Source organism: Myroides pelagicus, assembly GCF_009711055.1.
Classification (GTDB): Bacteria; Bacteroidota; Bacteroidia; order Flavobacteriales; family Flavobacteriaceae; genus Flavobacterium; species Flavobacterium pelagicum.
The window spans coordinates 1-25,138 of the sequence record NZ_WMJY01000035.1 but is presented as its reverse complement, the minus strand read 5'-3'; the positions used below and the strand labels follow the sequence as shown (position 1 = coordinate 25,138).

Sequence of the window (25,138 nt, the reverse complement as noted above, 5' to 3'; positions counted from 1 at the left end):
AAACAGGAGATGACACAGTTTAAGTTACACTCCCGATTGTACATAATCATCCGTCAGGGAAATTAACTCCAAGTGATGCTGATAGACAAATTACAAGAAAGATTAAAGAAGCAAGTAAACTACTTGATATTACTCTTTTAGATCATTTAATTATAACAGCAGAGAGTTATTACTCTTTTGCAGATGAAGGCACCTTATAAGGTGCCGTTGTTTTTTATATCGGGAATTCTTTTTTGATAAACTCTGTAATTATCCCTTTAATTTCATCAGGACAATTATATGATGCGTAGATTTTTGTTGTTTCACCAAAATTGTTCCATTCAACAAGATCTTCTATTTCAATATTTTTAGGTAAAACATAATTATGGTTTGTTAAATACTCTTTTATTTTTGTATTAATGTTTTGTAATTTATTTCTAAATTCTACATTTATAAATGAAAAATTATTATTCATAGGTTTAAGATTAAAAACCAATTTAGCAAAAATAACTTTTAACTAAGTTGATATTATATAAAATTTTGTCCGATATTTTAATTTTAGTAACCCTTTTTAATAGATTAATAAGTTCGACTTGTCTCTCATTTTTTAGTTTGTTTTTGTACTTCATCGCTATAGATAAAGCTGTTTCGTGTTTTCTATTTTTAATATTCGGGTTAGCTCCATTATTTAATAAAGTTTGCACTCCTTCAAACCATTGCATTGAAGAATAATACATCAGTACAGAATTATTTTCATTGTCTTGGCTATCTACATAAGCACCATTATCAATAAGTTTTTTCACAATTTTAGTTGATTGAGCTAACATTAATGCTGTAACACTTCTTTCTCTAGAAAATCTTATTGGATTTAACAATTGAAGCATAGGGTTATCCTCAATTTTTCCATTAGCCTTACATTTTAAATCAACAATTGCACCATTCTGAATTAACCAACTTACTTTTTGGTAATTATCATTTAAAACAGCATTTAATAATAGGGTAAAGCCTAATTCATCTTCTTTATTTATAAGATATTCATGATCTTTTGTAAATTCCGTTATTTCTTCGTTTAATATTTTAATAAATTGTTTTTGAGGAGATAAGCCTTCTTTATTAGCTAATTTGATATTAGTTTTCCCTATAACTAACATTTCTATTTTGTATAAATCATCATCATCAATTTCATAAAGATTATTTTCTAGCTCTTCGTTTAATTGAATTAAAAAATAATTTAATGCTGTATTTCCTTTATTGTCCATTTGATTTATATCTAACTCGGGATGAGTTAGTATAAAGTCAAAAATTCTAAGATGAAAATTATCATCTCCTAAATAATTATTTATACCATAAAACAATAATGATTTTCCATCATTGTCTTTAATATTTATGTTCTCAATGTTTTTCCACAATTTTAAGAATACAATTTCTTCTTCTTTTTCATCTAAATCTATAGCTTCACCATCCAATAAAAGCATTAATGCTGTTCTACCACCTAAAAAGCCGTTTTCTTTTCTTATATCAACTTTCGCTCCTAAAGAAGTCAATTTATCAATTAAGGAAAATCTACTTTTCATTATTGCTGTTTTTAGAAGTGCTCCATAAGAAGAATTTATGTCAGCTCCACTTGCTATTAAAAAATCTATTATTTTATTAGAGTCTTTTGATTTTAGACCTATATTTGAAATTGGTTCTGATTTGTCATTAATATTTGCTCCATTTTCAACCAAAAATTTAATTAGTTCAAAATCTTCAAAAATACAAGCATTTGATAAAACTGAAGTAAAACTAGGTTCATTACCTAATGCTCCTTCAAATACATTTAATAAATCCATATCTGTTATTGATAAGAAGTTTACATCAGCACCTGAATTAATTAATAATTTACAGATTTCTAATTTATTTGGTGTTTCTTCTTCGAGAGATAGTAGAGGAGACAAATTTGTAGTTTGTGAAACGTAATTCACATCACTTCCTCGGCGTATTAATTTAGCTACAATTTCTATTTCGCCTCTTTTAACTGCTTCCATTAAAATTGAAATACTACATGTTTTCTCAGTAAATAGATTTTCAAATTCGTAAGGTAGGTTAATATCATTCATTGTAAATTCATTAAAGCCTTCCCAACTTCTTATTTTATCTATTTGTTCTTGTGTCATCTTTTACAAAATAATTAAAACCAACTTTATTTTTTGCGAAACTAAATATAATATAGCTTAGTAAAATCAAGCCTTTCTACATATTTTATTAACTTCACCACTAATATAACTAGTTATTTTTAATTTAATACTTAGTTCGTTGTTTTTCATGAATAACGGAACAATACTAAAAAGTTTACAGTGGTATTTTGAGTAACAATAATATCATATAATTAGTAAAATATCTATTGCCAAAAATTGAAAATTTTATCAATGTAAAAGTGTTTCAAGACAATATTAGCGTATCTCATCAATGCTCTTTGGTTAAAGCATTATAAAAGATATGAATCGGTCAATATTTTTTTGTTTCTTGTTAAATGTAAGCCAATACTAACGAATTAATTAAAAAATAGGTCTGTTCTTTTCATTAAAACTCGTAGTTATTTGCTGTTCGAACTCAGTGAAATGATGCTCTAATAGATTATATAAATACGCATAAATTGTTAGTTTATCATCTGCGATGACTTGAACAATACGAGAAAGTATTTTGTGGTGCTTAGGATCAATATAAACCGATTTTCCATGACGTGCTGTGCTTTTGACATCCTTACAAAAGAGCTCTTCATATTCTGTGATGTCATATTCTTTAGTAAGTGGAGGAGCTTTTTTTACACGCTTTTGTTTCTTAGGTTTCTCTTTAGTTTCTTCTTGCTCATCTCTTATACCAGAAGCATTCAGTTCAGCCTCTGTAAATCCCTTAGGCCTTACGCCATCAACCATTAGTGCCATCATCGCTTCTTCGTCAATTCTAGGTTTCTTTTTAAATTCTTCGTTCATAATTTCTAGTTTTTAGCTGTTTATAGTTTTGTCTATTTATGTAGTTAGTTAAATATTTTGCTGTCCTTTTAGTTACAATTCCAATGTCTCAGACATTAAACTGTGTAAAGATTTTATCAACAGTCTATTTGTGTGTTTAATCGTTGGGAGCTATATAAAGTCATAGCTACGATATTGCGTTTGTCCAACCAAAACATTGATTAGACAAATAACTAGAGATATAGACAAAGAATGAAAAAAAGGTATTTAAGTGGTATACTTGGCGTTAAATAATAGATGTTTAAACAGTATCCACATTATAAAAAACATATTGTAAATATGTTGAAAAAGTTACCGCAAAGGTAACAGCAAGTTATGTTTTGAGGCACTCGAAACTCCATTCGTGCCATCAAAACGACTTGCTCTTGCAGAGTGCTGGAAAACTACTCCGAAGTCGTCAGTTTTTTATTGAAATAATAGATAGACTCAAAATATTGAGTGGTTTACGGATTTGGGTATCTAATATTGAGTATTGTTTTATACGTTTAAACAGAAAAACAATGTTGTTTAATTGTTTTATTAGCTTTAATAAGCTAGTTTATTGAGTATTTAATTCACAAAAAATACATTAATAGCAAATTAAACGAAATGCATATATAGGTGTAATTTCACGAAGCTACATTGTATGTTGTTTCGTGAAATTACAAAATTACCAGCAAGCTACCGAAGCTTTGCTGGAAAACATTTACTAAATGTAAGCCCAAACTGTTATGAAAGTAGATTTAAACAAAGTATTTTACGGAGAAGATGCAGCTGAAAAACTAAAACAATTCAAAGAAGGAATGCTGGATATTGAAAAAAAGAATTTAGATTATTTTGATAATAGAAGTTCTAAAAATGATATAGAGAAAAAAGACCGTTTACATAATCATTATTTAATGACTGTAAATACGAGAGGAATAACATTTGGATTCATTAACAACTCTGATTTAGATGAAGAAATAAAAACATCGTGTTTTAAATTATTCAATAGTATTTTCAACTCAATTAATTAAGATAGAATAAAATAGCATAAACCCGTTGTGCATTTTAGATAATCGATTTCTTTAAGGTATTTATGTTTCTCTTGAGCAAGAACTTGTTAATATACTGTACTGTAGTCAAGGCAGTTATCTTAGATAGTATTCTAGTTTTATATCCATCAAACGATTTTGCATAATTACGTCTAATCATAAATTGATCACATAATTGAGAGAATAAGGTTTCAATTCTTTTTCTTCCCTTTTGGTATAAAAAGGATTGAGGCTTATAATCTAATTGATTTTTTCTTTTAGGAGTACTTAATTCAATATTAGCACTCTCAAATAGATCTAATTGTACAGTACTTGATAAATAACCTTTATCTCCAATTAACACACAATCATTCATTTGGTATTTTACATCCTCTAAATATTTGATATCATGTACAGAAGCCTTAGTTAAATCTATACTGTGAAAAACACCTTCAAACGAACATATAGCATGTAATTTATATCCATAAAAATGCATAGATTGAGATGCACAATAGCCTTGATTAGGAGAAGTATCGTATTGTTCTTTACAAATCTTAGCTCTATTACTTCTTGATAGTTTACAAACCTCTAGTGGCATGCTATCAATAATATAATGAGTTTGAATATTCGTTACCAATTCTGATATTTTGACTCTCAAAGCTTCAATATGAAAAAACAATCGACGTTTTCTTCTATTATAAACACTGCGATCTATTTTTTGTTTTAATTCCTTAGGTAAAAGTGTAAACAAATAATTCTCACTATCTATACCAAGATATTCTGCTGTTAAGCAAAGACTTATCAGTTCAATATCACTTAGTTTAGGTTTGCGTCTTTGATAAGAAAGTAAAGTATTTTCACTCATTGATTGTAATACTTCTAAGATTCTTCCGTAATTTGCAAGCAAGTTGTCCATTGGTAAATTTTTGGGTCGAATCTTAAATTTACTGCTTATTATAAGCATGGACAACTTTTTTTATTTCTTATTCATAATGCACAACGGGTAGCATAAGTAAAAACGTAGAAGTTGTTGATTACCTTAGTTCAGAATTTAGATCGAACAATAAAAGAAGATTGTCTAAATCAGAAATTTGACTAATATCTTTAGCTCTGTGTTATTTAAATCGGGATTCTTCATCGTCGATTTATCCCCAATTTGCCCCCCTAAAACATTAACTGCAATTTTATGAGTGAAGAAAAAGAAACATTTATAGATATATTTTTATAAGTACAAGTAAGAAAAGTAACGTGAATTCAAGTTATAAATGCAACAGTTGCTATTTTGTCTAATTTATCTGCAAAAACTTCATTAGGCGGTTTAAAACCAAATCTCTTTCTTGGTCTATTGTTTAAAATATTTACAACTCTGTCTATTTGTTGTTGTGTAATTANTACAACTCTGTCTATTTGTTGTTGTGTAATTAAATCGAAGTTACTCATTTTCGGGAAATATTGTCTGACTAAACCATTTAAATTTTCATTAGCGCCTCTTTCCCAACTGTGATAAGGTTTTGCAAAATAATAGGCAATCTGTAACGCATTAGCTATATTTTGATGGTTTGCAAACTCTTTTCCATTATCAGAAGTGATTGTATGTAGAAGAGGTTTGTAATCCTTTAATAGCTCTATTGTTTTAGCCTCTATCGCATGAGCTTGTTTAGATTCAACCTTCCCCATTAGTAAAATCCCTGTGGCTCTATCGTTAATAGTTAATAAGGCTCCATTATGATTTTTTCCTATTATCAAATCAATTTCTAAGTCTCCTATTCTTTCTTTTTTGTCAACAATACCAGGTCTTTCATCTATATTTAATCTGTTCGATATTAATCCTCTACTATCTTTATTGCTTCCTCTTTTACGATATTTTTTCCCTTTATTTCGTAGATGCTTATAAAGCTTTCCTCCTTGCTTTTTATCCTTCCAAACGAACTGATAAATACATTCTACTGAAACCATTTCTATCTTCTCTATTTTACATCTTCCTACTATTTGTTCAGGGCTATAATCTTTATTGAGCAGCGACAAAATGGTTGCTTTGACACTTTTATTTAAGCGCTTATGCTTAGGTTTTTCTTTATGACGAAGTGTTGTCTTTTTTTGAGCAAGATCGGCTTTATAAACACCGTTTCTACCATCTGAATTACGTTTAAGCTCTCTGCTAACAACTGATCTGTCTTTGCCTATATAATCACCTACTGAAGTTTCGCACCCAAAACTGGGGCTTATAGAAGTGAAAAAATAGCATGTAAACCAAGGTAATCCCTTGGTTTTATTGTATCTTTAAGTTACGACACACAAAGTACAAAACATGCTACAATACGAAGATATTACTAAAGTTCAAGAAGTAAAAGGAAAGTTCAAAAAGGTTTGGTTGAGTTTAAAAAGGTTTGGTTGAGTTCTGAATATTTAAATTCACATTTAAACATATTAGGCTTTAATAAGATAACAAAACAGTTTGATTGGTGTAAAAAATCGGGTTATACATTTAAGGACTTAATTTCCATACTTTTAATACTTCCCATTATCGGTATTAGTTCTGTGTTTTCTTTATCTAAGAATAAAGACGTTGATATAAATAACTGTGGTAAAGATTCTTACTACCTTCTATTGTCGAATCAAAACATTGACTGGAGATCATTCTTATTTCAGTTTGTCATGCAATATTTACTTAAAGAAGAACTTTTTACACCTGAAAAAGATGCTACAAAATGCTTGATTTTTGATGATTCTGACCTTGCTAAAACAGGTAAAACAATTGAAGGTGTTTCAAAAATATACAATCATGTATCAAAGAGTTTCTACTTGGGATACAAGATTTTAGTAGCAGGATATTGGAATGGTAGCGTATTTATTCCAGTAGATTTTAGTTTACACCGTGAAAGCAAAAAGTCAAAACTGAAATATGGTTTAACTGCAAAACAACGTCAAGCTCAAAAAAAGACTCCTCGATGCTCGAAAACCGTTGCTGCAAAAAGATATTTAGAACTCAACAAAAAGAAGACAGATGTATTAGTACAAATGTTTTCAAGAGTGATAAAGCGCAAAATAACAGTGGATTATATTTTGACAGACACTTGGTTTACAAGTATAAGTCTACTCAAAAAACTACGTAGTATCTGTGGGAAAACTCATATTATTGGTATGTATAAATACAATAGCAAGATTGAAGTTCAGTCGAAGATTAAAACGATTTCACAGCTTAAAAAACAAGACAAAAAACCAAAAAGATGCCGTAAATTCAACTATTATTATCACTCTTATATAACTAATATTGAAGGACTTGATGTTGCGGTTTTTATCTCAAGACGTGGCATTAATGGTAAATGGCATACATTAATAACTACAGATACATCATTAAAATTCGTCAAAGTAATAGAAATATATAGTATCCGATGGTCGATAGAAGTATTCTTCAAAGAAGCTAAACAGCTCTTAGGACTTGGTAAAGCTCAATCGACAAACTTTGATATTCAGATAGCGCAAACAACTATTGTGTTTATACAGTATTTACTCATAAGTATCCGTTATAGAATGGAAGCTTATGAAACTATTGGAGGTCTATTTAAAGACCTCCAGCAAGATTATATTGAAAACAAATTGAACGTTAGATTATTAGCTGTAGTAGCCTTAATACTTGATGTTTTGGAAAAACTGGTAGAGTCTATTGATATTCATGATATTACAACTAAAATAATTGATAATATTGAATCTTTTGGACTTTTATCCAATAATTACCACTTTAAATATCAGGCTACTACGTGAAAGTAAATTGATGCGAAACTTGAGTCACCTATTTCACTAAGTGATCTACCTAAATTTTTATATGCTTCTATTTTGTATCTTTGTTCTAACGTTAAATGTGACATCTTTTTGATTGTGTAGGAACTTCAAAAGTAGATGTTTTTTTCCCCCGCTGTTCTTTTAAATGCTGTTGCATTTATTTGTTGAATCTAAGTAATCAAATTTAACGAAAAGAAAAAATTGTAAAACCACCAAAGTAAAAAACAAAAAAATGTTTTACCGAAATTTGGTTACTTAATAACTTTTTATTTTTCAAATGTTAAAATGTTCATTACATTTGAATGTTCATTGACAATGAACGATTTTAAATATTGAACAAAATGTATAAGGATAATGATTATATATACGAGGCAATTGCTTCATTAGAAGATTCTTCTAAGCTTGCTATAGAGTTTTATAGTAATCGTGGAGAATACGATGGTATTGTAGATATCGAGGGAGAACAGTTTTATATGTTTGCGAGAAAAGACGCAAGGTTAATTCATGCAAATCTTATTGTCAATGAGATTATAAATCATCCAAATTATAAAACAACTAAAAATTACATTGTTGTTTCAGATTTTATTGCAAACGAATCGAAAGAAGTTTTTAAAAACAACAAAATAAATTATTTAGATACTTCGGGTAACGCTTTTATTTTCTCAAAAAAGCTAAGGGTTTTAATAGAGGGTAGAAAGAAAAGCAAAAATGACATAAATAATTCTAACGCTAAAGTTTTTCAAGAAGCTGGCATTAAATTAATTTATGTATTACTAACCAATCCTGAGGCAAGCAAATGTTCTCTAAGAGAACTAGCGGCTAATTCAGGTATTGCATTGGGGTCTGTAAGTAACATAATGAAAGAATTAGAAGAAGCAGATTTTATCATTAAAACTTCAAAAGAACGTAAGCTTAAAAATAGAGATGAATTACTTCAAAAATGGGTAGCAGCATACAATGAAGTGTTGAAATCAAAACTTTTCCGAAAAGCTTACCACATAAAAAATGCAAATGATTTAGTTATGAACAATTCAATTGCATCGTATCAAATTGGTGGGCAGTTAGCAGCAGCTGAAATAACAAATTATCTTATACCTAAAGATTACGAAATTTATTATTCAGATGATTTATTAGACTTCTCGAAGCAATTCAAATTAATTCCAGATACAAACGGTAACCTTAAAATCTACAATAAATTTTGGGTAGATGAAACAAATGCCAATAACAATCGAATAGTTTCAAAATTATTGATCTATGCAGATTTAATGGGAACTAATAATGATCGTAACCGTGAAACTGCTCAAATAATTCTTAAAAAAGGATTATACAAGTAAAACAAAAAATAACACAATAACCATTCAATGGAAACTCAAGACATCATCTTAGAAGACAATCAATTAATTTGTATTCTAACCGAAAATATTAAGAAGGCAACTTCACAAGAAAAAAACATACAATCCATCATTCGTATGTTAAACGAAGAGTATGGATTCGAAATGGCAGATATGGCACGTGATTTTAACATCGTGTACGTAGAGCCCGACACAGGAAAAAATAAAAAGCAAAAATTAGAAGTGGTTGTTTTCGAAAAAGGAACAGACCATGTACAAGAAAATATCATTCGTATTGCAGTAGTTCAAGACGAAAAAATTAAAGAAAACGACAAAAAGAAAGGCGTAACACTAACCTTAGAAAATGCTTTAGGTGCTGTCGAAAATTGTGAATTTGGCTTATGGACCAATGGGCAAGACATTAAATACTTACAACGTGAGTACGATGTGTTTGATAACGAAAACTTTATCGACTTGGCTGATTTTCCTGGTGAAGGTGAAACCATAGAAGATATGGATCGTGCCGATCGTTCGCACGCACGTAAACCTGCCAACGATTCCTTAATCAAAGTTTTCAAACGTTCGCACGATTACATTTACGGAAACGAAGGCCGCAAAAAAGATGCCTTTTGGCAATTGTTATACCTTATCTTCTGTAAGTTGTATGATGAAAAACGTCGTTTCTTAGCCTACGAATCAGGCGAATCCTACCGTCGTAAATTCTGGGTAGGAGTTAAAGAGCAAAACACAGACGAAGGACGTAAGCAAGTAGCAGAACGTATCAAAAGTATCTTCGAAGAATTAAAACAATCAGGAACTTTCTCGGATGTGTTCGACGGAAACGAAGCCATCGACTTAACAGATAAAGGAGTAGCATTTATTGCTGGAGAATTAGCCAAATACAACTTCTTAGATGCCACTGTCGATGTAAAAGGTATGGCGTACGAAACCATTGTAAGTAACACCTTAAAACAAGAAGCAGGTCAATTCTTTACACCACGTAACATTGTAAAAGCAATGGTAGAAATGTTAGATCCAAGCGAAAATACACGTGTGTTGGATCCTGCGTGTGGATCGGGTGGATTCTTAGTCATGGTATTAGACCACGTACGTAAAAAAATTGCCAAAGATTTATATCCTGAATTAGATGGTGTATTATTGGCAGATAAGTTTAATACGTATGAAGTGAATGAGCGTGTGCGTGAATACGCGGAAACTAATATTTTTGGATTCGATTTTGATCCTGATCTTAAGAAAGCTGCGCGTATGAATATGGTGATGGCGGGTGACGGTCACGCGAATATTTTTCACGTTAACTCATTAGCGTATCCACAATGGGAGCATCCAGAAGAAATTGCTAAAATTAAATCAGCGATCGATACCAGTGTCGAACGTATGCAAGACATTATCGAGAATTACACGTCAGATGCACGTGGTAAGTTCGATATGATTTTTACCAACCCTCCATTTGGAGCCAAAGTAAAAGTAGATGCAGAGATTGCAGAAAAATACTTCTTATCGAAATACTCCGATGCGCCAGAGGTATTATTTATCGAAACCTGCTATAAATTATTAAAACCAGGCGGTAAAATGGCAATAGTATTGCCAGATGGTATTTTGGGGAATCCTAATACGTTGCCTGTGCGCGAGTGGATTTTAGAAAACTTTAAAATCTTAGCTTCTGTCGATTTAGCCGTAGAAGCCTTCTTACCACAAGTTGGTGTACAAGCGTCTTTATTATTTTTAGAAAAGAAAACCGATTTACAACGCAACATTGCGAACGAAGGAAGCGAAGATTACGACGTATTTATGGCAATTGCCGAAAAATTAGGAAAAGATCGCCGTGGAAACCCAATTTATGTACGCGACGAAGACGGAGCCGAAATCTTATTTCCAACTACGACAGAATATGTGGTGAAGGACAAAGAAGAAAACGCCATCGTAAAAGCTCGTACCGAAAAATTAAGAAAGTTAGACGACGATTTACCGATGATTGTGGAAGCCTATTATGAATTTTTAAAATAGCAGATATCTTATGATTCAAAATAAAGTGAAATCTAAACTAATCTTTACTGAAAAGAGATTTAATGCTGGCTATTTTTTAAATGAGGATGCTCTCAACAGTTTTAAGTTAGAAATTAATCCACAAAATTGTATTGCATTATCTGAATTAGCAAATGTCTTTAATCCTCCTATATTCAAAAGACAATTTTGTCAGCCATCAGAAAGAGCTATTAATTATTGCCAAAGTTCTGATGTTACAAATGCTTTAGAAGGAAGTGATGTTTATATAAATAAAAAGCAAGCTGAAAAAGTTGGTTCGGTTGTAAAAAAGAATCAAATTTTAGTGACTGGCTTCGGCACAATTGGAAATACAAGATTAGTAAATGAATTATCAGAAGGGATTAGTTATGCTAATAATGTATGTAGAATAGAAAGTAATGGGAAATTTCCTTACGGCTATCTATATGCGTTTATGACTTCTAAATTTGGAAGATCACAATTAAATAAAAATGCATCTGGTTCTGTGGTTCGATATATTGAGGCCCTAGGTATTAAAAGAACTTTAGTCCCAATCCTACCCGAAGAAAAACAACAACAAATCCATCAATTAATTGTGGACAGCGCCAACCTTCGTGTTGAGGCTAATAAATTGTTGAAAGAAGTTAAAGAAGATTTATTATCACAATTAGGATTTAATCCTTTGACTAATGAAGAATATGAATATTTTGGTAATCACGTTCAGGGGAGAAATGTTTCGTCATTTAAAGTTAGTTCAAAAGAAATATCTTCAGTCAGTATCAATTCTTTTAATTATTCGAGGAGAATAAAAAAATTAGTAGATAAAATTAAGAGCGTTCCATATAAAACAATATCTGATTGTTTAATTGAAGGAGGTTATTTTTCGACTGGTTCTTTTAAGAGATTAGAAATTAATAGTGATAATGGAATAAAACTTATTAATCAATCAGATATTTTTAATTCTAGAAAAATAGGGAAAAATTTATCTAAGAGAGCAGTTGGTAATGTGAAGCTAGTTGAATATGGAGAAGTGCTAATTGCAGGTGTAGGCACTTTAGGTGAAGGTGAAACTTTTTGTCGTACTATTTTTTCTAATGAAGAGCTAGAAAATCAATTAGTTTCGGGTGAGTTTATTAGACTTAAAACAAATGATGAAATACCTTCAGGATATTTATTCGCATGGTTAAATACCGATTATGGTTTTAGATTAATTAGATCAACACAATCTGGTACTAAATTATGTAGGCCAATACCAGAGTTGTTGAAAAACATACCAGTTCCTATTTTATCAAATGAAAAAATGCTAGAAATAGATAGTAATGTAAAAAAAGCTCATACTGATTTATTTTTAGCTTTAAATAAAGAAAACCAAGCAATAAATCTAATCGAAAACGAAATTGATGCATGGCAATAACTAAACAACCAACATACTTCAACCAGCAAGTAAATGCCGGGGAAGAAAAACTACTAAAATTCTTAGAAGTCAATTTACCAGACGATTTCTATCTAATACCAAATATCGAGTTGGTTTCTACCAATCCGCATAACAACCAAACGCAGTATTGGGAGTACGACTTAGTGGTCGTGGCTCCCCATGCCGTGTTCAACATAGAAAACAAAGATTGGCGTGGCCGCATCGAAGGCGACGAAACCAACTGGTACCTAAACGATCATCCGCGTAAAAATCCATTACGTACCAATCGTCAAAAAACCGCAATTCTACACAGTAAATTCAAAGAAGTAGATCCGTATTGGGGACAGGTTAGAGTAATCAATATGCTTACATTGTCATATGACAATGTGTTAGACCGTTACCTAACGCCAGATGACGAAAAATTAACGTTTGATTTAGACAAACGGCTAATCAATTTCTTAACTGATGCATCCGAAGTCAACAAAACAGAAAATGCCATAGCAGATATTCAGCATAAAATTGTTGACTATTTAACAGGGCAACAAAATAAAAAGCGTGTAGAAGAAAAAACACAGATATTTGAATATGAAATTGTAAAGGTTTTAGATCAAACCAATTTCTATACAGAGTATTTAATCAAATACCCTGGGGCTTCTTCTACCTTTCGTGTAGCCAAAGAATTTGCATTACAAGTAGCTGGTTTATCGCCTATGGATTTAAAAAATCGTGAAGATAAAATCAGAAACCAATACAATGCTTTAAAAAATCTAAATGGTAAACCATTTATTTTAAATGTAGATTTCCGTTTCGATCCAGAAAATCATTTATTCTACGAAATTTCTGATTTTTTAGCCGATCGTTCCTTACGAGCAGAAGCAAGAATCAAAACCTTTACCTTCAACGAAAAGGTACAGTTTCTAAAAAACATCATGGTAGCATTACGTTCAGCGCACGAGCAGAACATCTATCACCGCGACATTAGCCCTGATAACATCTATTTAAATTCTGGTTTTGCCTATTTAGCCAACTTTGGTAAATCCTATTTCTTTGAGCACGAAGAAGAAGGTTATACCGTAATGCCAAGTATTACAGAACAAAATGTTACTCCTTACCAACCACTTGAATTAACAGTGGGTGATGTATCGGCGGTTACAGATATTTATGCTTTAGGGGTATTAGCGTACTGGATGTTTTTAGAAAAAGAACCTTTCCAATCGCCATACGAGTTAAATCAATTAGGAGGTCATCTACCAAAGCATTTAATGCCTACAACGATCAATCCGCATTTACCACAATGGATTGATGAGTTCATCACTAAAACCATTCAGACCAATGAAATGGATCGTGAGGCACAAATCGAAAAATTATATGAATTTATCGAAGAAGCCACGAACCTGCATACCAAAGGGTTTAACGGCCATCAAGAACCTGCAACTATACCAATGGTAGTTCCTTTCGACGAGCTAAAAGAAGGGGATGATATAGGCGATTATATCATTTACAAAACATTAGGAAAAGGCGGGTATTCGCGTGTATTTAAAGTAAAGCACAAATTACAAGGCGAATATTCTACCTTAAAGATGTTTAACGAAAGTGTGAATGTCAATTCGGTAATCGATGAGTTTAAAGCATTAGAACAAGTTCATCATCCAAATATCGTGAAGTTCAAATGGAACGGAACAACCTTTTCGGGGCAATTCTATACCTTAATGGAATATTTAGAAGGAGATAATTTAGGCGTGTATTCACGTACAGAAGCTAAATTACCAATTCATCAGGTATATAATGTAGCCAAAGATATCTTATCAGCATTAGTCGAAATGCAAAAAGTGAATCCCCAAATTATACACCGAGATATTAAACCACAGAATATCATTTGGGACAAAGGAGAACGTTTTGTACTAATCGACTTTAATGTGGCTACTGCAATTGACAACAACCAAGATTATGTAGGGACTAATCCATATTTAGCACAAGATTTAATTTACGATGGATACAGAGTAAAATGGGATTTAACCGCCGATTTATTTTCGCTTGGGGTAACTTTATACGAGTTATTGACGAAAAAATACCCATGGACACCAAGTAAGTTACCATTGATTCATGCGCAACCAAAAGATCCAAAAGAATTTGAACCAAATGTTTCAAGAGCTTTTGCAGATTTCATTTTAAAGGCAATTAAAACCAATAAAGAAACACGTTTCCATAATGCAGAGGAAATGTTAGAAGAATTATTGCGCATAGAAAATGATATTTTAGAATTATCGGAAGATACAGGTGAAATGAGCAACCGTGCCCATTTATACCATACACAAATTTCGATTAGTCAATCAAGTAACGGGTTTAATGTGAAGTTGTACAATAAAAACACAACTTATATTGATTTACATGAATCCATTCAAAATGTATTAAGTCGTTTCAAAGTAAACTTAACCAAATACAAATCGTCACTCGATTTAGGGAAACCAATCAAATTGGTCGTAAAAGTAGACGATGAATATATTATAAACGAAGTATTTTGGCAAGGGGGTGCAAAGTCTTTTACCGAAGGTAATGTAGAGCGTATATACCAAGCTTTAATTGATCTATTTGAAAAAAATAAAGAGGAGCTAAAAGTCAAAAAAAATAATACAGAAGGAGTAAATATGGTCGATTACCTAAACTCCTTATACTCGCAATCCAAATACGGAAATTTCGGTACACGTGTCAATCTTAATGGAAATACATTAGATAACGATACCTATACGTCTACAAAACTGGACCGCAAATTAATTCCAGCCATTGTAGATGGAAAATACAAATTAGTCATCATCACAGGGAATGCTGGAGATGGAAAAACTGCATTTGTCAAAAAGATTGAACAAAATGCCAATGTCAAAGAATTAACTCATTTCGAGCACAACAACGGCGCACAGTTTAGAATCAATGGCGTAAAATACGAAAGTAACTACGATGGGTCTCAAGACGAAAAAGGGTTTGAAAACAATGATGTTTTAGACAAATTCTTTAGTCCTTTCGAAAATTTACAGAACTATAACAAAGCTTCGGAAGGAAGGATTATAGCCATCAACGAAGGTCGTTTAGTGGAGTTCTTAACGACATCAGAAAAGCACAAAGGCTTAGCCTATGCGATCGAGAATTATTTCTATGAAGAAGGCTATTCGCAATTACCAGAAGGGGTGTTAGTGATCAATCTAAATTTGCGTTCGGTAGTGGCACAAGATGAAAACGAAGAATCCTTATTCAAAAAACAAATCCGTGCCTTAACCCACAAACAATTATGGACGAAATGTGAAGGGTGTGAGTTTGCTCATCACTGTTTTATCAAGTACAATGTAGATTCATTCAATGATTCTGCCGCTGGTCCAGAGATTATCAATCGTTTAGAATGGTTAATCAGAACAGTTAGTCTAAAAAGAGAGTTGCACATAACCATGCGTGATTTAAGATCTTTCATTGCATTTATCATCACCCGTGATTATGCTTGCGAAGACTTAAAATCAATTCCTCGTCTAACAGAAGAAGACATTGTAAATTATTGGAATTTATATTATTTCAATATTTCGAATCCTAAAATTCAAGACTCTGGAAATAGCGATCGCTTAATTAAACTAATTCGAGAAACAGATATTGGTGAAGTGGCTATTCCTAAATTGGATCGTCAATTATTTTTTAGTCCACATAGGCCAAAAGATTATCTTGTCTTTGGAGAAAGAGAGAACAATCTATTGGATCAATTCAATGAACAAAAAGCACTAAGCCCAGTGCATCTACAAAATGCAGAAACAATTGCTTTAACTAAAGAGAAACATAAAACATTTGCACGCCATCAGTATTTTGAAGGAAACATCAATTTTGATGAAATAAAACAGAAGGAACAAATTCAGTTAAAACCAACATTTTTAAATAGAATTCCATACCAATCTATTTTTGAATTTGTAAAAAGCATTAAGGCTTCCGATAATTTAGAGGAATTGAAAGTTTCGCTTTCAAAAGCCATTTCTATAAACGAAGGAGCGAACAATACCAAGATTGCTGAAAAGTATTTGATTTTATCATCCAATGACATTAAAGATCCTTACGGTAAAGCATTTAAATTATTGCCATTAGAGGATTTTGAGTTAATTGTTTACGATACAAGTCATTTAACAAAATACCTGGAATACGAAACAGATGCATTGATATTTAGACATAAGAAAATGCCGAATATTGCTTTAACCATTTCATTAGATTTATATGAAATGTTATACTTTATTCACAAAGGTTTTAGTCCTTCATTAAATGATATGAAAGGGAAATTCATTGAATTGATAGTATTCAAAAACTTATTAGAAAATCTGAATTACAATGAAGTGGTAGTAACCGCTAACAATAAAGATTTCTTCAAAATAAGTAAATCAGTTGAGAATAAAATTGAAATCAATCCTTTAGTAGTATAGACATGGCAATTAAAATAAATAAAAGCGAAGGGGTTTTCAGAAATGAATTGATTTTAACTTCTGACGCCAAAGTAACCAACATAGATAACACATTGGTGAATCTTTTTATGCTATTAAAACATAATGGGATTCGACCTAAACAACGTGCAGCTAAAAATCAATCATTAGAAGTGGACATAGATAAAATCATGCATTATTTTAAAGCATTGGAAGATCAAGGTCACTTTAAGGGAATTAACGAAAACAGACAAGCAGTTGAAATTTGGATTAGACAAAACCTAGCAAATTTGGTCAATAGAGGAAATTTAGAAAAAGAAAAAATATCATCCTTAAAACCAATTCATTTAGAAAGTTATAGAATTAGAAATGCCAAAAATACACGTGATTATTTCAGTGCAGATCAAGTCTATCTAATGCTTGGACAAAAGCCTGCGATCAAAGAAGAATTAAAAAAGTATTTAGTACAAGGGTGGGATCCGCAAACCAACGAGTTCCTACAAGGGAATAACTTAGATGTGGACAGTTTAGGAATCCTTCATTTAATAAAAAATATTAGTATTGGGATAATTGAAAGTAATACGTCTTTAAATCAAATTAAACCATTATTACCAAAACAGGCAGAGTTATTTTGTGAAGATATCCACCGACTATTGGTGTACAAAGAGATTATACCACGTTCGGTATTAATTGAATACATCAAAACCATAACATCATTTCACTTAGCGTTATATAGTTTTAAAGTAATAAACTACTTACCTAAAATGTTGGATCAAAATTCCATTGAAGTTGATGACGATTGGAAAGTGGTGGTTGATGTTACGGATAATTTTGAAAGTAAAATATCGCAATTTGCAATCAAAGATGCAGAAATCAATTACAATGCACTTTATAATTATATAAAAGCCGGTTTTCAGATTAACACGATTATTAATGCATTCAGTTTAGATAAATCAAAATCATCGAGTTTAGAACAAGCAATAAATAAATTGAATAATGAAAATACATTGGTTGAAGCAACTTTAACAGCCTTCTGGAGTATGTTGAGAAATAACCAAACGGAGGAAGATAATGAGCTATTGGATGATATGGTAAAATACGAAACTACTTCATTTGATAAGTATGTAGAAGCTTTAATGAAAGTGAAAGGACCGTATCAGTTAAAATATTATCCTCAGTTTTTAGATAGTATTTCTCAAAAGAACAACGACCGTGGTTTTTTAGCACAAGGACGAAGCAAGAAACATCCAAGACGTTTTGTGTTAGGTACACGTTTGTTAGAAGCTTTAGTACAAATTCAGGTACTTCATTTAGATAAAGGTAAATTTATTACCAAAAATGTATCGATTGAAGATTTAATGGAAAATCTAAAAAATCGTTACGGTTTAGTAATTAACGGTTTGAATGAAGAGGAATACCGTAATGCAGATGTGAATACAAACTTGGCATTCAAAGAAAATGTAGAAGCCTTTAAATCTAAATTAAGACAAATTGGGTTTTACAACGACATGAGTGATGCCTATATTTTACAAAAGGTTAGACCTAGATACGAACTAAAATAACCAACAACAATGACAACGACTCAAAACTATACATATTATGATTTTATTGTAGACATTATTCTACAACAGTTTCAACATGAATTTGCCGAAGCGAAACCTGGACATTGTATGAAAATTACAGGCTTGGCAGATGAGCAATTATTTATTTTGCTAGATAAAATAAGAACCCACTATCCTAAGTTGGATAGCTTTATTATTAATGATGCCGAAGTGGGGGATAAATACATTTCTGCAACTAAATTAATTGAGTTAAGAAACAATCAATCCAAGCCAATTTTAATTTTAATTCCTTCAAATTCAAGAACAGCTGCGGAAGATTCTTATGGTAATGCAACCTTCAAAGATTTACAACTAGAAAATATAGATCGTATTCTAGTAGATCAATTATTCAAAAAAATACCAGAAGAAAAGAAGAGAAGCATACAAACCATTGTTGAAATATTCAATATCAATAAAAATAATAATCCTGCTTTAGCCAAATATTTAATCTTACTTGAAGAGAATAATTATGATGATAAAGCAATTGGAGAGTATTTATTTTTAATCGGTGGATTACCAGATCATAAATTATTAGAAGATCCTTCAGTTGCGCGTGCAAGATTGATTTTAAACCAAAAGAGTCTTAATATTTTAGCTTCTTTTTATAAGTCAATCTACGAACGTGTGGATAGTTTAGAAATCGAAAAAGATTCCATTCAAAAAGAGTTAATCCAATTCTTTAGAGAAGAAAAAAATATTGCCAATAAATCAGATATTGTTGAAACCATTTTCAATAAATATCAAAATTTATGCTTTGGAAATTGGAAAATTCCTAATCTAAATTTTGACAATCTTAATCTGGAAGTAACAAATATCTCATCTCCTAATTTTGTAATGGAAGATGGCGTAAAGGTTTTAAAAGCCAATGAAGGGACAAATGTTAAAGTAAAAGTACAATTTACAACTACGCCTCCTCCAAACCAAGTGGAAAGTTTACATGGTTTTAGAATCGTGCTAATGGAAGCAGATGGTGGGGCTGGTCAAGAAATTACAACGTTAAGAAAATTAAAAAACTCGAAAGCAGCATCTGTTTTTCGCTCGGCTGATATCGAAATTAATTCCAATACAACAGAAGAAATGACATATTTCTTCAAAGTATATGCAGAAGATGAACACGGAAATATTCTAAATGCTAACGACGATTTTGCAAGTGATGCCATACAAAAAGCTTGGGAAGAACAAGGGAAAACCCCAGAGGCTAAAGCTGATCTAAACTTTAAATTAAAGTCTGATTCAGAAGATTTTTATTTTGCAATTGATGAAGCTGAAGAGGATTTAAAAAATATCCGTAAGGATAAATTAAATAACGTTACGCAAGCACATTTTAAATTCAATTTAGATAATTTAAAAAATGGAATTGAAGCCGATTTTCCTATTCCTGCAGAAAGTTCTAATAGCTGGTTAAACGATGAAAAACCAAAATTAAATTCAACTTTTTATATTAATTATGGGATAAAGTTTAATTACCAAATCATTATATCTTCTAAATTAAGATATCTAGAAAACGAATTATTAAAACAAGAAGGCAATTTTGGACATTTATACGCAAAATTGAATCCTAATTTCAGTGCGCTTAATTTCGATGGATGTGAGTTTAGATTATCGCCTTTAAATGAAGTCGTACCTAAAAAAATTAAAGAGGCACGTAGTAAGTTGTTTAAAGAGATAAAAGAGTCAAACGAAACGGAAAATGGTATTGTTGAAACAGTAAATTTAGTCGAATTAAAAGAAGAGATCAAAACATACTTAGAGGCTTACAATAAATGGATTAAAGATTTAAATAACAAAATTAATAAATCGATTGAACAAGAAGATAAGAAACAATTAAAATCCTTATATGCGGATATTCAATTTTTAGATTTAATAAAAGTAAAAACGCTATTACCAACAAAAGAATCTATTGAAATTCTATTATTATCGCCATTACATCCGTTAAGATTAAGTTGGATGTTAGAGTTAATCGAGCGTTTTGAATTTTGGTACAAAGAAACACTGATCTATAAAGATCATGACAAAGAGTGGTCTGCGTTGCAAAATTTGTTCTTAGGCGATTTAATCCCTTCGAATAATCCATTCGTTTTTGCTGATCCTAAATCATTTGACAATTACGAATATTTAGGTGAAATTGCTTTGGGATGGGGAATTTATGTTAATGAGGCAAATAAAGGCAAAGACGATTCATTAGCGCCTAAAACATACCAAATCAAACAGTATGTAGCGAATTTGTTAAACATACCAAACGGGAATGAAGTAGATACAAACGTAAGTAAAAGTTTAATCATTAAACACCTTAAAAATTACTTACAACAGCATCCTTATGTTGATAAATTAGTATTAAACTTATTTAATGTGGGAGATGCTAATAAGTTTGCGGACGCGTTTATAGATATTATCAAGATTAAAGAATACGTTGATATTAAATTTGAGGTCAGATTATTCGTAGCGAAAAATAATATCATTGAACCTGGTGATGCGTTAAAAGATTTGATTAACCCTGAAAGAAACGTATCTGAAGAGGCTGAAGCTTTCTCACAAGCATCAATCAATCGTTTGTTTCCTAAACTTAGATTTTCAATCAATAACATTGAAGATTTCTTAGCCAATCCAAGTGTTTTTAATGCACATGTAAGTTTTATTGTAAATCCTTTTTCACCTAAAATTACACTTACAAAACCTGTATTTAAAACTAAAAATGAGTTTTTAAATGGGTTGATTTTTCAATCGAATACCGATGGTAGTTTCGATGAAATATCGAATGAGTTTAAATGGGTAAACTATCAAAACATAGCCAAAGAAAAAGAGAAAGTAGTTAATACCACATTTGCGAATATTCAAGAGAATATTGCAGCAACTTTAGCAGCGCATCAAACCGATGCCATTCCTGCTATTGAATTAAATCTTTCCAATAGAGACAATGTGCTTTTAAGCAATTTGCATGAATTTTCGGATTGGGTTATTACATTTGATAAGTTCTTAGGGCCTCAAATTTTTGATCAACCGTCAGAAGATAACAAGATCCCTTTCTTACTTGATTATATTCCTGGGGAAGAAGTCTCGGGTATTTCGTCTTATCTGACAACAAAACCGAATGAAGAAATTTATAGTTTAATCGCACCTCATTTTGAAAAATTTAATGTAGATATTGAAAAGGAAGAAGATAAAATTTCTATACAAAATATCCTTGAAGATGTTCGTGCGTTAAGCGGTTCTTTAATTTTACAATTGAATTCGTCTAAGAATAGAGCATTTGAAGTAATCGGGTCTGCATTCTCTAAACGTGTCTTAGATAAAAAGCATTTGTTGAAAAACGCATTTATTATTCCTATTGATTTACACCAAAACCTATTCAATGAATTAGAGACTAATTCTAAAAGTAGAGCGGATAATTTATTCATTAGAATAGATCCTAAATCAAGAGAAATTAATTGTTCAGTTTTAGAAATCAAGTGCCGTACTTATTTAAATGTACAAGAAAGAGAGGATTTAAAACTGAAAATGTTGGAGCAAATTGACAATACAATTTTTGCTTTAAAATCACATTTTGACCCAAATAATTTTAAAACAAAAGATCGTTTAGATCGTGAGATAAAAAACAAAGAATTTAAAAATCTTCTAGAGTTTTACATCGAAAGAGCTTTTCGATACAATACCTTAGAAGAGAATTCATACAGAGCTTATTTAGATTTTATTCAAACGCTTGATAGTGGATTTACAATTAAATTCAATAGGCTTGGGTTTATTTTTGATTTTTCTTTTGATCAAAAGCATTTAAAACAAGTTTTTGATGACAATACTACCATTTTTACGTTTGGTGAAGGGTTAATTAAAGATATTTTAGATCCTAATTCTGATTTGAATACATTAAGATTAGAAGATTCTAAATTAAAAGAAGAATTAATTAAATCGTTAGATTATAACGATAAATTAAAACAATTCGTTGGGAAATACAAGGCGAAACTTAAGGCGAAAGAAAACGATACTCAAGAAGAGGTAGAGATTGCGCAGGAAGGTAAAGATAACAAAGAAATAGATATTCCTACAACTACAGAAACTCCTACTAGCTCTAATCCTGAACCAATTGTTCAGATAGAAACTACTGAGAAAGAATTGGTTGACGAGGGAGCTGCTACAGCAGCACAAAATGTAGCTGAGGAACAAGTTGAATATGCTATTCCTAAATACGATATTTTAATTGGAAAATCATCAGATTCTTCTCAATATGGTATGTTAGGGACTTCAATTCATAATAAAAAAATTGCTATTGATTTATCTGAAACTAATACCTTCAGTTTATTTGGAGTGCAAGGTGGTGGTAAAAGTTATACCATCGGAACATTATCTGAAATGGTATTAAAACAAGTAAATAATATCAATAAATTAACTCATCCATTAGCTGGAGTAATTTTCCATTACAGTGAAAGCATGGATTATGAGCCTGAGTTTACTTCAATGATTTATCCTAATGATGTAGAACGTGAAACAGCGATTTTAAAAGAAAGATATGGGGCTGAACCTAATAACATTGAAGATGTTATTCTTTTAACGCCATTTGATAAAGTGGAAGAACGTAGAACTGAATTTCCTTCAATAGAAGTAAGACCTATTGGATTTAATTCGAAAGAACTAAATGTACAAGATTGGATGTTTTTATTAGGGGCAATTGGGAATGAATCTTCTTACATCAAGCAGTTAAAAGCGATTATGAAAGAAATGCGTCGTAACATTACGCTTGAAGGACTAAAGCAAAGTGTTGAGGATTCGTTATTATTATCAAACGCTCAGAAAGCTTTAGCAAGACAACGTCTATCTTTTGCACAAGAATACATCAACGATGAGTTTTTCTTAAAAGATGCCATTAAACCAGGTCGTTTGGTAATTGTAGATCTTAGAGATGAATTTATTGAAAAGGATGAAGCTTTAGGTTTATTCGTCATCATGTTAAATATTTTCTCTGGTGTAAAAAAAATTGATGGACATTCATTTAATAAGTTCATTGTTTTTGATGAAGCGCATAAGTACATGGACAATAAAGATTTAACTAATAACATTGTAACTGCTATTCGTGAAATGCGTCATAAAGGAGTAAGTATTATGATTGCGAGTCAGGATCCACCAAGTTTACCTAATGAAATAATTGAGTTAAGTTCGGTTGTCTTAGTACATAAATTCAATTCACCGCAGTGGTTAAAACATATTCAAAAATCGATTACACAATTAAGTGCTTTAACGCCTAATGATATGAGTATGCTAAAACCTGGGGAAGGTTTCTTATGGGCTTCAAAAGCTACAGAAAATGCAATAACAAATCAGCCTCAAAAAATTAGTACACGACCAAGGTTTTCTAAACACGGTGGGGCTACATTAAAAGCAGATAGATAAATGGAATATATCACCTATTCACACATAGGAAAAAGAAAAAGTAATGAAGATGCAGTTCTTGTAAAAGAGCTGCATCCAAATTCCTTATTCGCTATAATTGCGGATGGCATGGGTGGTTATGAATATGGAGAACAAGCAGCAGAACTGATAATTGAAAACTTGCTCACATATTTTAGTGCATTAAATAATAATTCTTATTCTAAAAATGATATTGAGAATGCCATTAAAAAAGCAAATTTAGCAGTAAAACATTTCAATGATAAAATGGCTATTAAATCTGGTGCAACAATGACTGGTGTAATCATAAACAATGAAATAACAAAAATATTTTGGATAGGAGATGTTCAAGTTGATTTATTTAAAGGGAATGATTTAGTGTATAAGACAGATCCTCATACTTTAATACAAGATTTGAAAAAACAATTAGAAGTAGTCCCTATTGAAATGATTCAAAAATATAATCATATCGTAACGAGAAGTATTTCAGGTAAACGTGAGATTATTGATTTCGGATATCAAGAATTCAAAAATACTGATTTTGATACGTTGATTATTTCAAGCGATGGGGTACATAATTGCATCAACACTTCTCAGTTATTAGAGATAGAATTAACAGAAATTAATAATTACTTATCGCTAAATGCGACGGATAATAATTCGTATATCAGAATAAATTTATAATTTTGATATAGAATCAAACAATTCTAATCATAGTTTAAAACTTTCGTAATAAGGTGCTCACGACAATTCAAAAAAGCGAACATCCCTATTTATAAAGCATACGAAGTAAAAGAGGCTAACCCTCTTTCTCCGCTGATTTATAAAAGATAACTTATTCAAAAGTCATCAAAAAAGCACAAAACCTATGATTCTCAATGAATTATAGGTTTTTCCTTTTTTAGGGGTATCGCATTCTGTTCAAAAGTGCACCTAAAAAGGGATCAATCCTAAAAGTTGTGTTTATGCATAAAGTTTGGTTAGTCTGTATAAAAAGAAATCAATAATTTATTTTGAAAGAATGCGACGAGTATTTAATTTTTTTAAAAAACAATACTTATTGTGCTTTATTTAAACATATCATTATATTTGATATAATTATTAACAAAAATACCAAAACACAAATAACTCTTAAAGTATTTGGTTTTGTTAAAAAATCAACCGTGAATTCAAGTTATAAATGCAACATTAGTCAT

The 25,138-nt window shown here is 31.1% G+C and carries 13 protein-coding genes and 2 pseudogenes; 10 read left to right on the top strand and 5 right to left on the bottom strand.

The window, feature by feature from the left end; genetic code table 11:
* Positions 1–35: 35 nt before the first annotated feature.
* A pseudogene (locus tag GJV77_RS12335) lies at positions 36–200 on the top strand (JAB domain-containing protein); the annotation flags it as partial.
* A gap of 14 nt (positions 201–214) precedes the next feature.
* Here GJV77_RS12335 and GJV77_RS12330 read toward each other — a convergent pair.
* The 3 genes from GJV77_RS12330 to GJV77_RS12320 form a co-directional block, all read right to left on the bottom strand.
* On the bottom strand, positions 215–454 hold the full coding sequence (locus GJV77_RS12330) for a hypothetical protein (RefSeq protein ID WP_058699611.1): 240 nt from the start codon (positions 452–454) through the stop codon (positions 215–217).
* A gap of 22 nt (positions 455–476) precedes the next feature.
* Positions 477–2,135 (bottom strand): ankyrin repeat domain-containing protein, encoded by a 1,659-nt coding sequence (locus tag GJV77_RS12325; protein ID WP_155036658.1) that lies wholly within the window; start codon positions 2,133–2,135, stop codon positions 477–479.
* A gap of 381 nt (positions 2,136–2,516) precedes the next feature.
* A complete protein-coding gene (locus tag GJV77_RS12320) occupies positions 2,517–2,951 on the bottom strand; it encodes a DUF3408 domain-containing protein (RefSeq protein WP_058699609.1) in 435 nt (144 codons plus the stop codon).
* 749 nt (positions 2,952–3,700) lie between these two features.
* Here GJV77_RS12320 and GJV77_RS12315 point away from each other — a divergent pair.
* Positions 3,701–3,985: a hypothetical protein gene (locus GJV77_RS12315; protein ID WP_155036657.1), complete on the top strand. Its 285-nt coding sequence runs from the start codon at positions 3,701–3,703 to the stop codon at positions 3,983–3,985.
* Between the two features lie 34 nt (positions 3,986–4,019).
* Here the strand turns inward: GJV77_RS12315 and GJV77_RS12310 are convergent, their stop codons facing one another.
* Both GJV77_RS12310 and GJV77_RS12305 read right to left on the bottom strand, forming a co-directional pair.
* A complete protein-coding gene (locus GJV77_RS12310) occupies positions 4,020–4,898 on the bottom strand; it encodes an IS982 family transposase (protein WP_155036656.1) in 879 nt (292 codons plus the stop codon).
* 338 nt (positions 4,899–5,236) lie between these two features.
* Positions 5,237–6,208, bottom strand: a complete 972-nt coding sequence (locus GJV77_RS12305) for an IS30 family transposase (protein ID WP_449406774.1) — start codon at positions 6,206–6,208, stop codon at positions 5,237–5,239.
* Between the two features lie 82 nt (positions 6,209–6,290).
* On the opposite strand from GJV77_RS12305, the pseudogene GJV77_RS12300 reads away from it, so the two are divergent.
* The 8 genes and pseudogenes from GJV77_RS12300 to GJV77_RS12265 all read left to right on the top strand — a co-directional run bounded on the left by GJV77_RS12300 (position 6,291) and on the right by GJV77_RS12265 (position 24,626).
* Positions 6,291–7,744, top strand: a pseudogene (locus GJV77_RS12300) (IS4 family transposase).
* Positions 7,745–8,103: 359 nt separating this feature from the next.
* Positions 8,104–9,096: a type IV toxin-antitoxin system AbiEi family antitoxin gene (locus GJV77_RS12295; protein WP_155036655.1), complete on the top strand. Its 993-nt coding sequence runs from the start codon at positions 8,104–8,106 to the stop codon at positions 9,094–9,096.
* A gap of 27 nt (positions 9,097–9,123) precedes the next feature.
* A complete protein-coding gene (gene mads2 / locus GJV77_RS12290; protein ID WP_155036654.1) occupies positions 9,124–11,118 on the top strand; it encodes a methylation-associated defense system DNA methyltransferase MAD2 in 1,995 nt (664 codons plus the stop codon).
* Positions 11,119–11,128: 10 nt separating this feature from the next.
* Positions 11,129–12,529, top strand: coding sequence for a methylation-associated defense system restriction endonuclease subunit S MAD5 (gene mads5 / locus GJV77_RS12285; RefSeq protein WP_155036653.1), 1,401 nt, complete (start codon positions 11,129–11,131; stop codon positions 12,527–12,529).
* Entirely contained in the window at positions 12,520–16,968 is a 4,449-nt protein-coding gene (gene mads6 / locus GJV77_RS12280; protein ID WP_155036652.1) for a methylation-associated defense system protein kinase MAD6, read from the top strand. The genes mads5 and mads6 overlap by 10 nt, the downstream gene beginning before the upstream one ends.
* A 2-nt stretch (positions 16,969–16,970) precedes the next feature.
* The gene (gene mads7 / locus GJV77_RS12275) at positions 16,971–18,527 is read left to right on the top strand and encodes a methylation-associated defense system protein MAD7 (RefSeq protein ID WP_155036651.1); all 1,557 of its coding nucleotides are present in this window, start codon (positions 16,971–16,973) and stop codon (positions 18,525–18,527) included.
* Positions 18,528–18,536: 9 nt separating this feature from the next.
* Positions 18,537–23,945, top strand: coding sequence for a methylation-associated defense system ATP-binding protein MAD8 (gene mads8, locus GJV77_RS12270; RefSeq protein ID WP_155036650.1), 5,409 nt, complete (start codon positions 18,537–18,539; stop codon positions 23,943–23,945).
* Positions 23,946–24,626, top strand: a complete 681-nt coding sequence (locus GJV77_RS12265) for a PP2C family protein-serine/threonine phosphatase (protein WP_155036649.1) — start codon at positions 23,946–23,948, stop codon at positions 24,624–24,626.
* Positions 24,627–25,138: the final 512 nt, after the last annotated feature.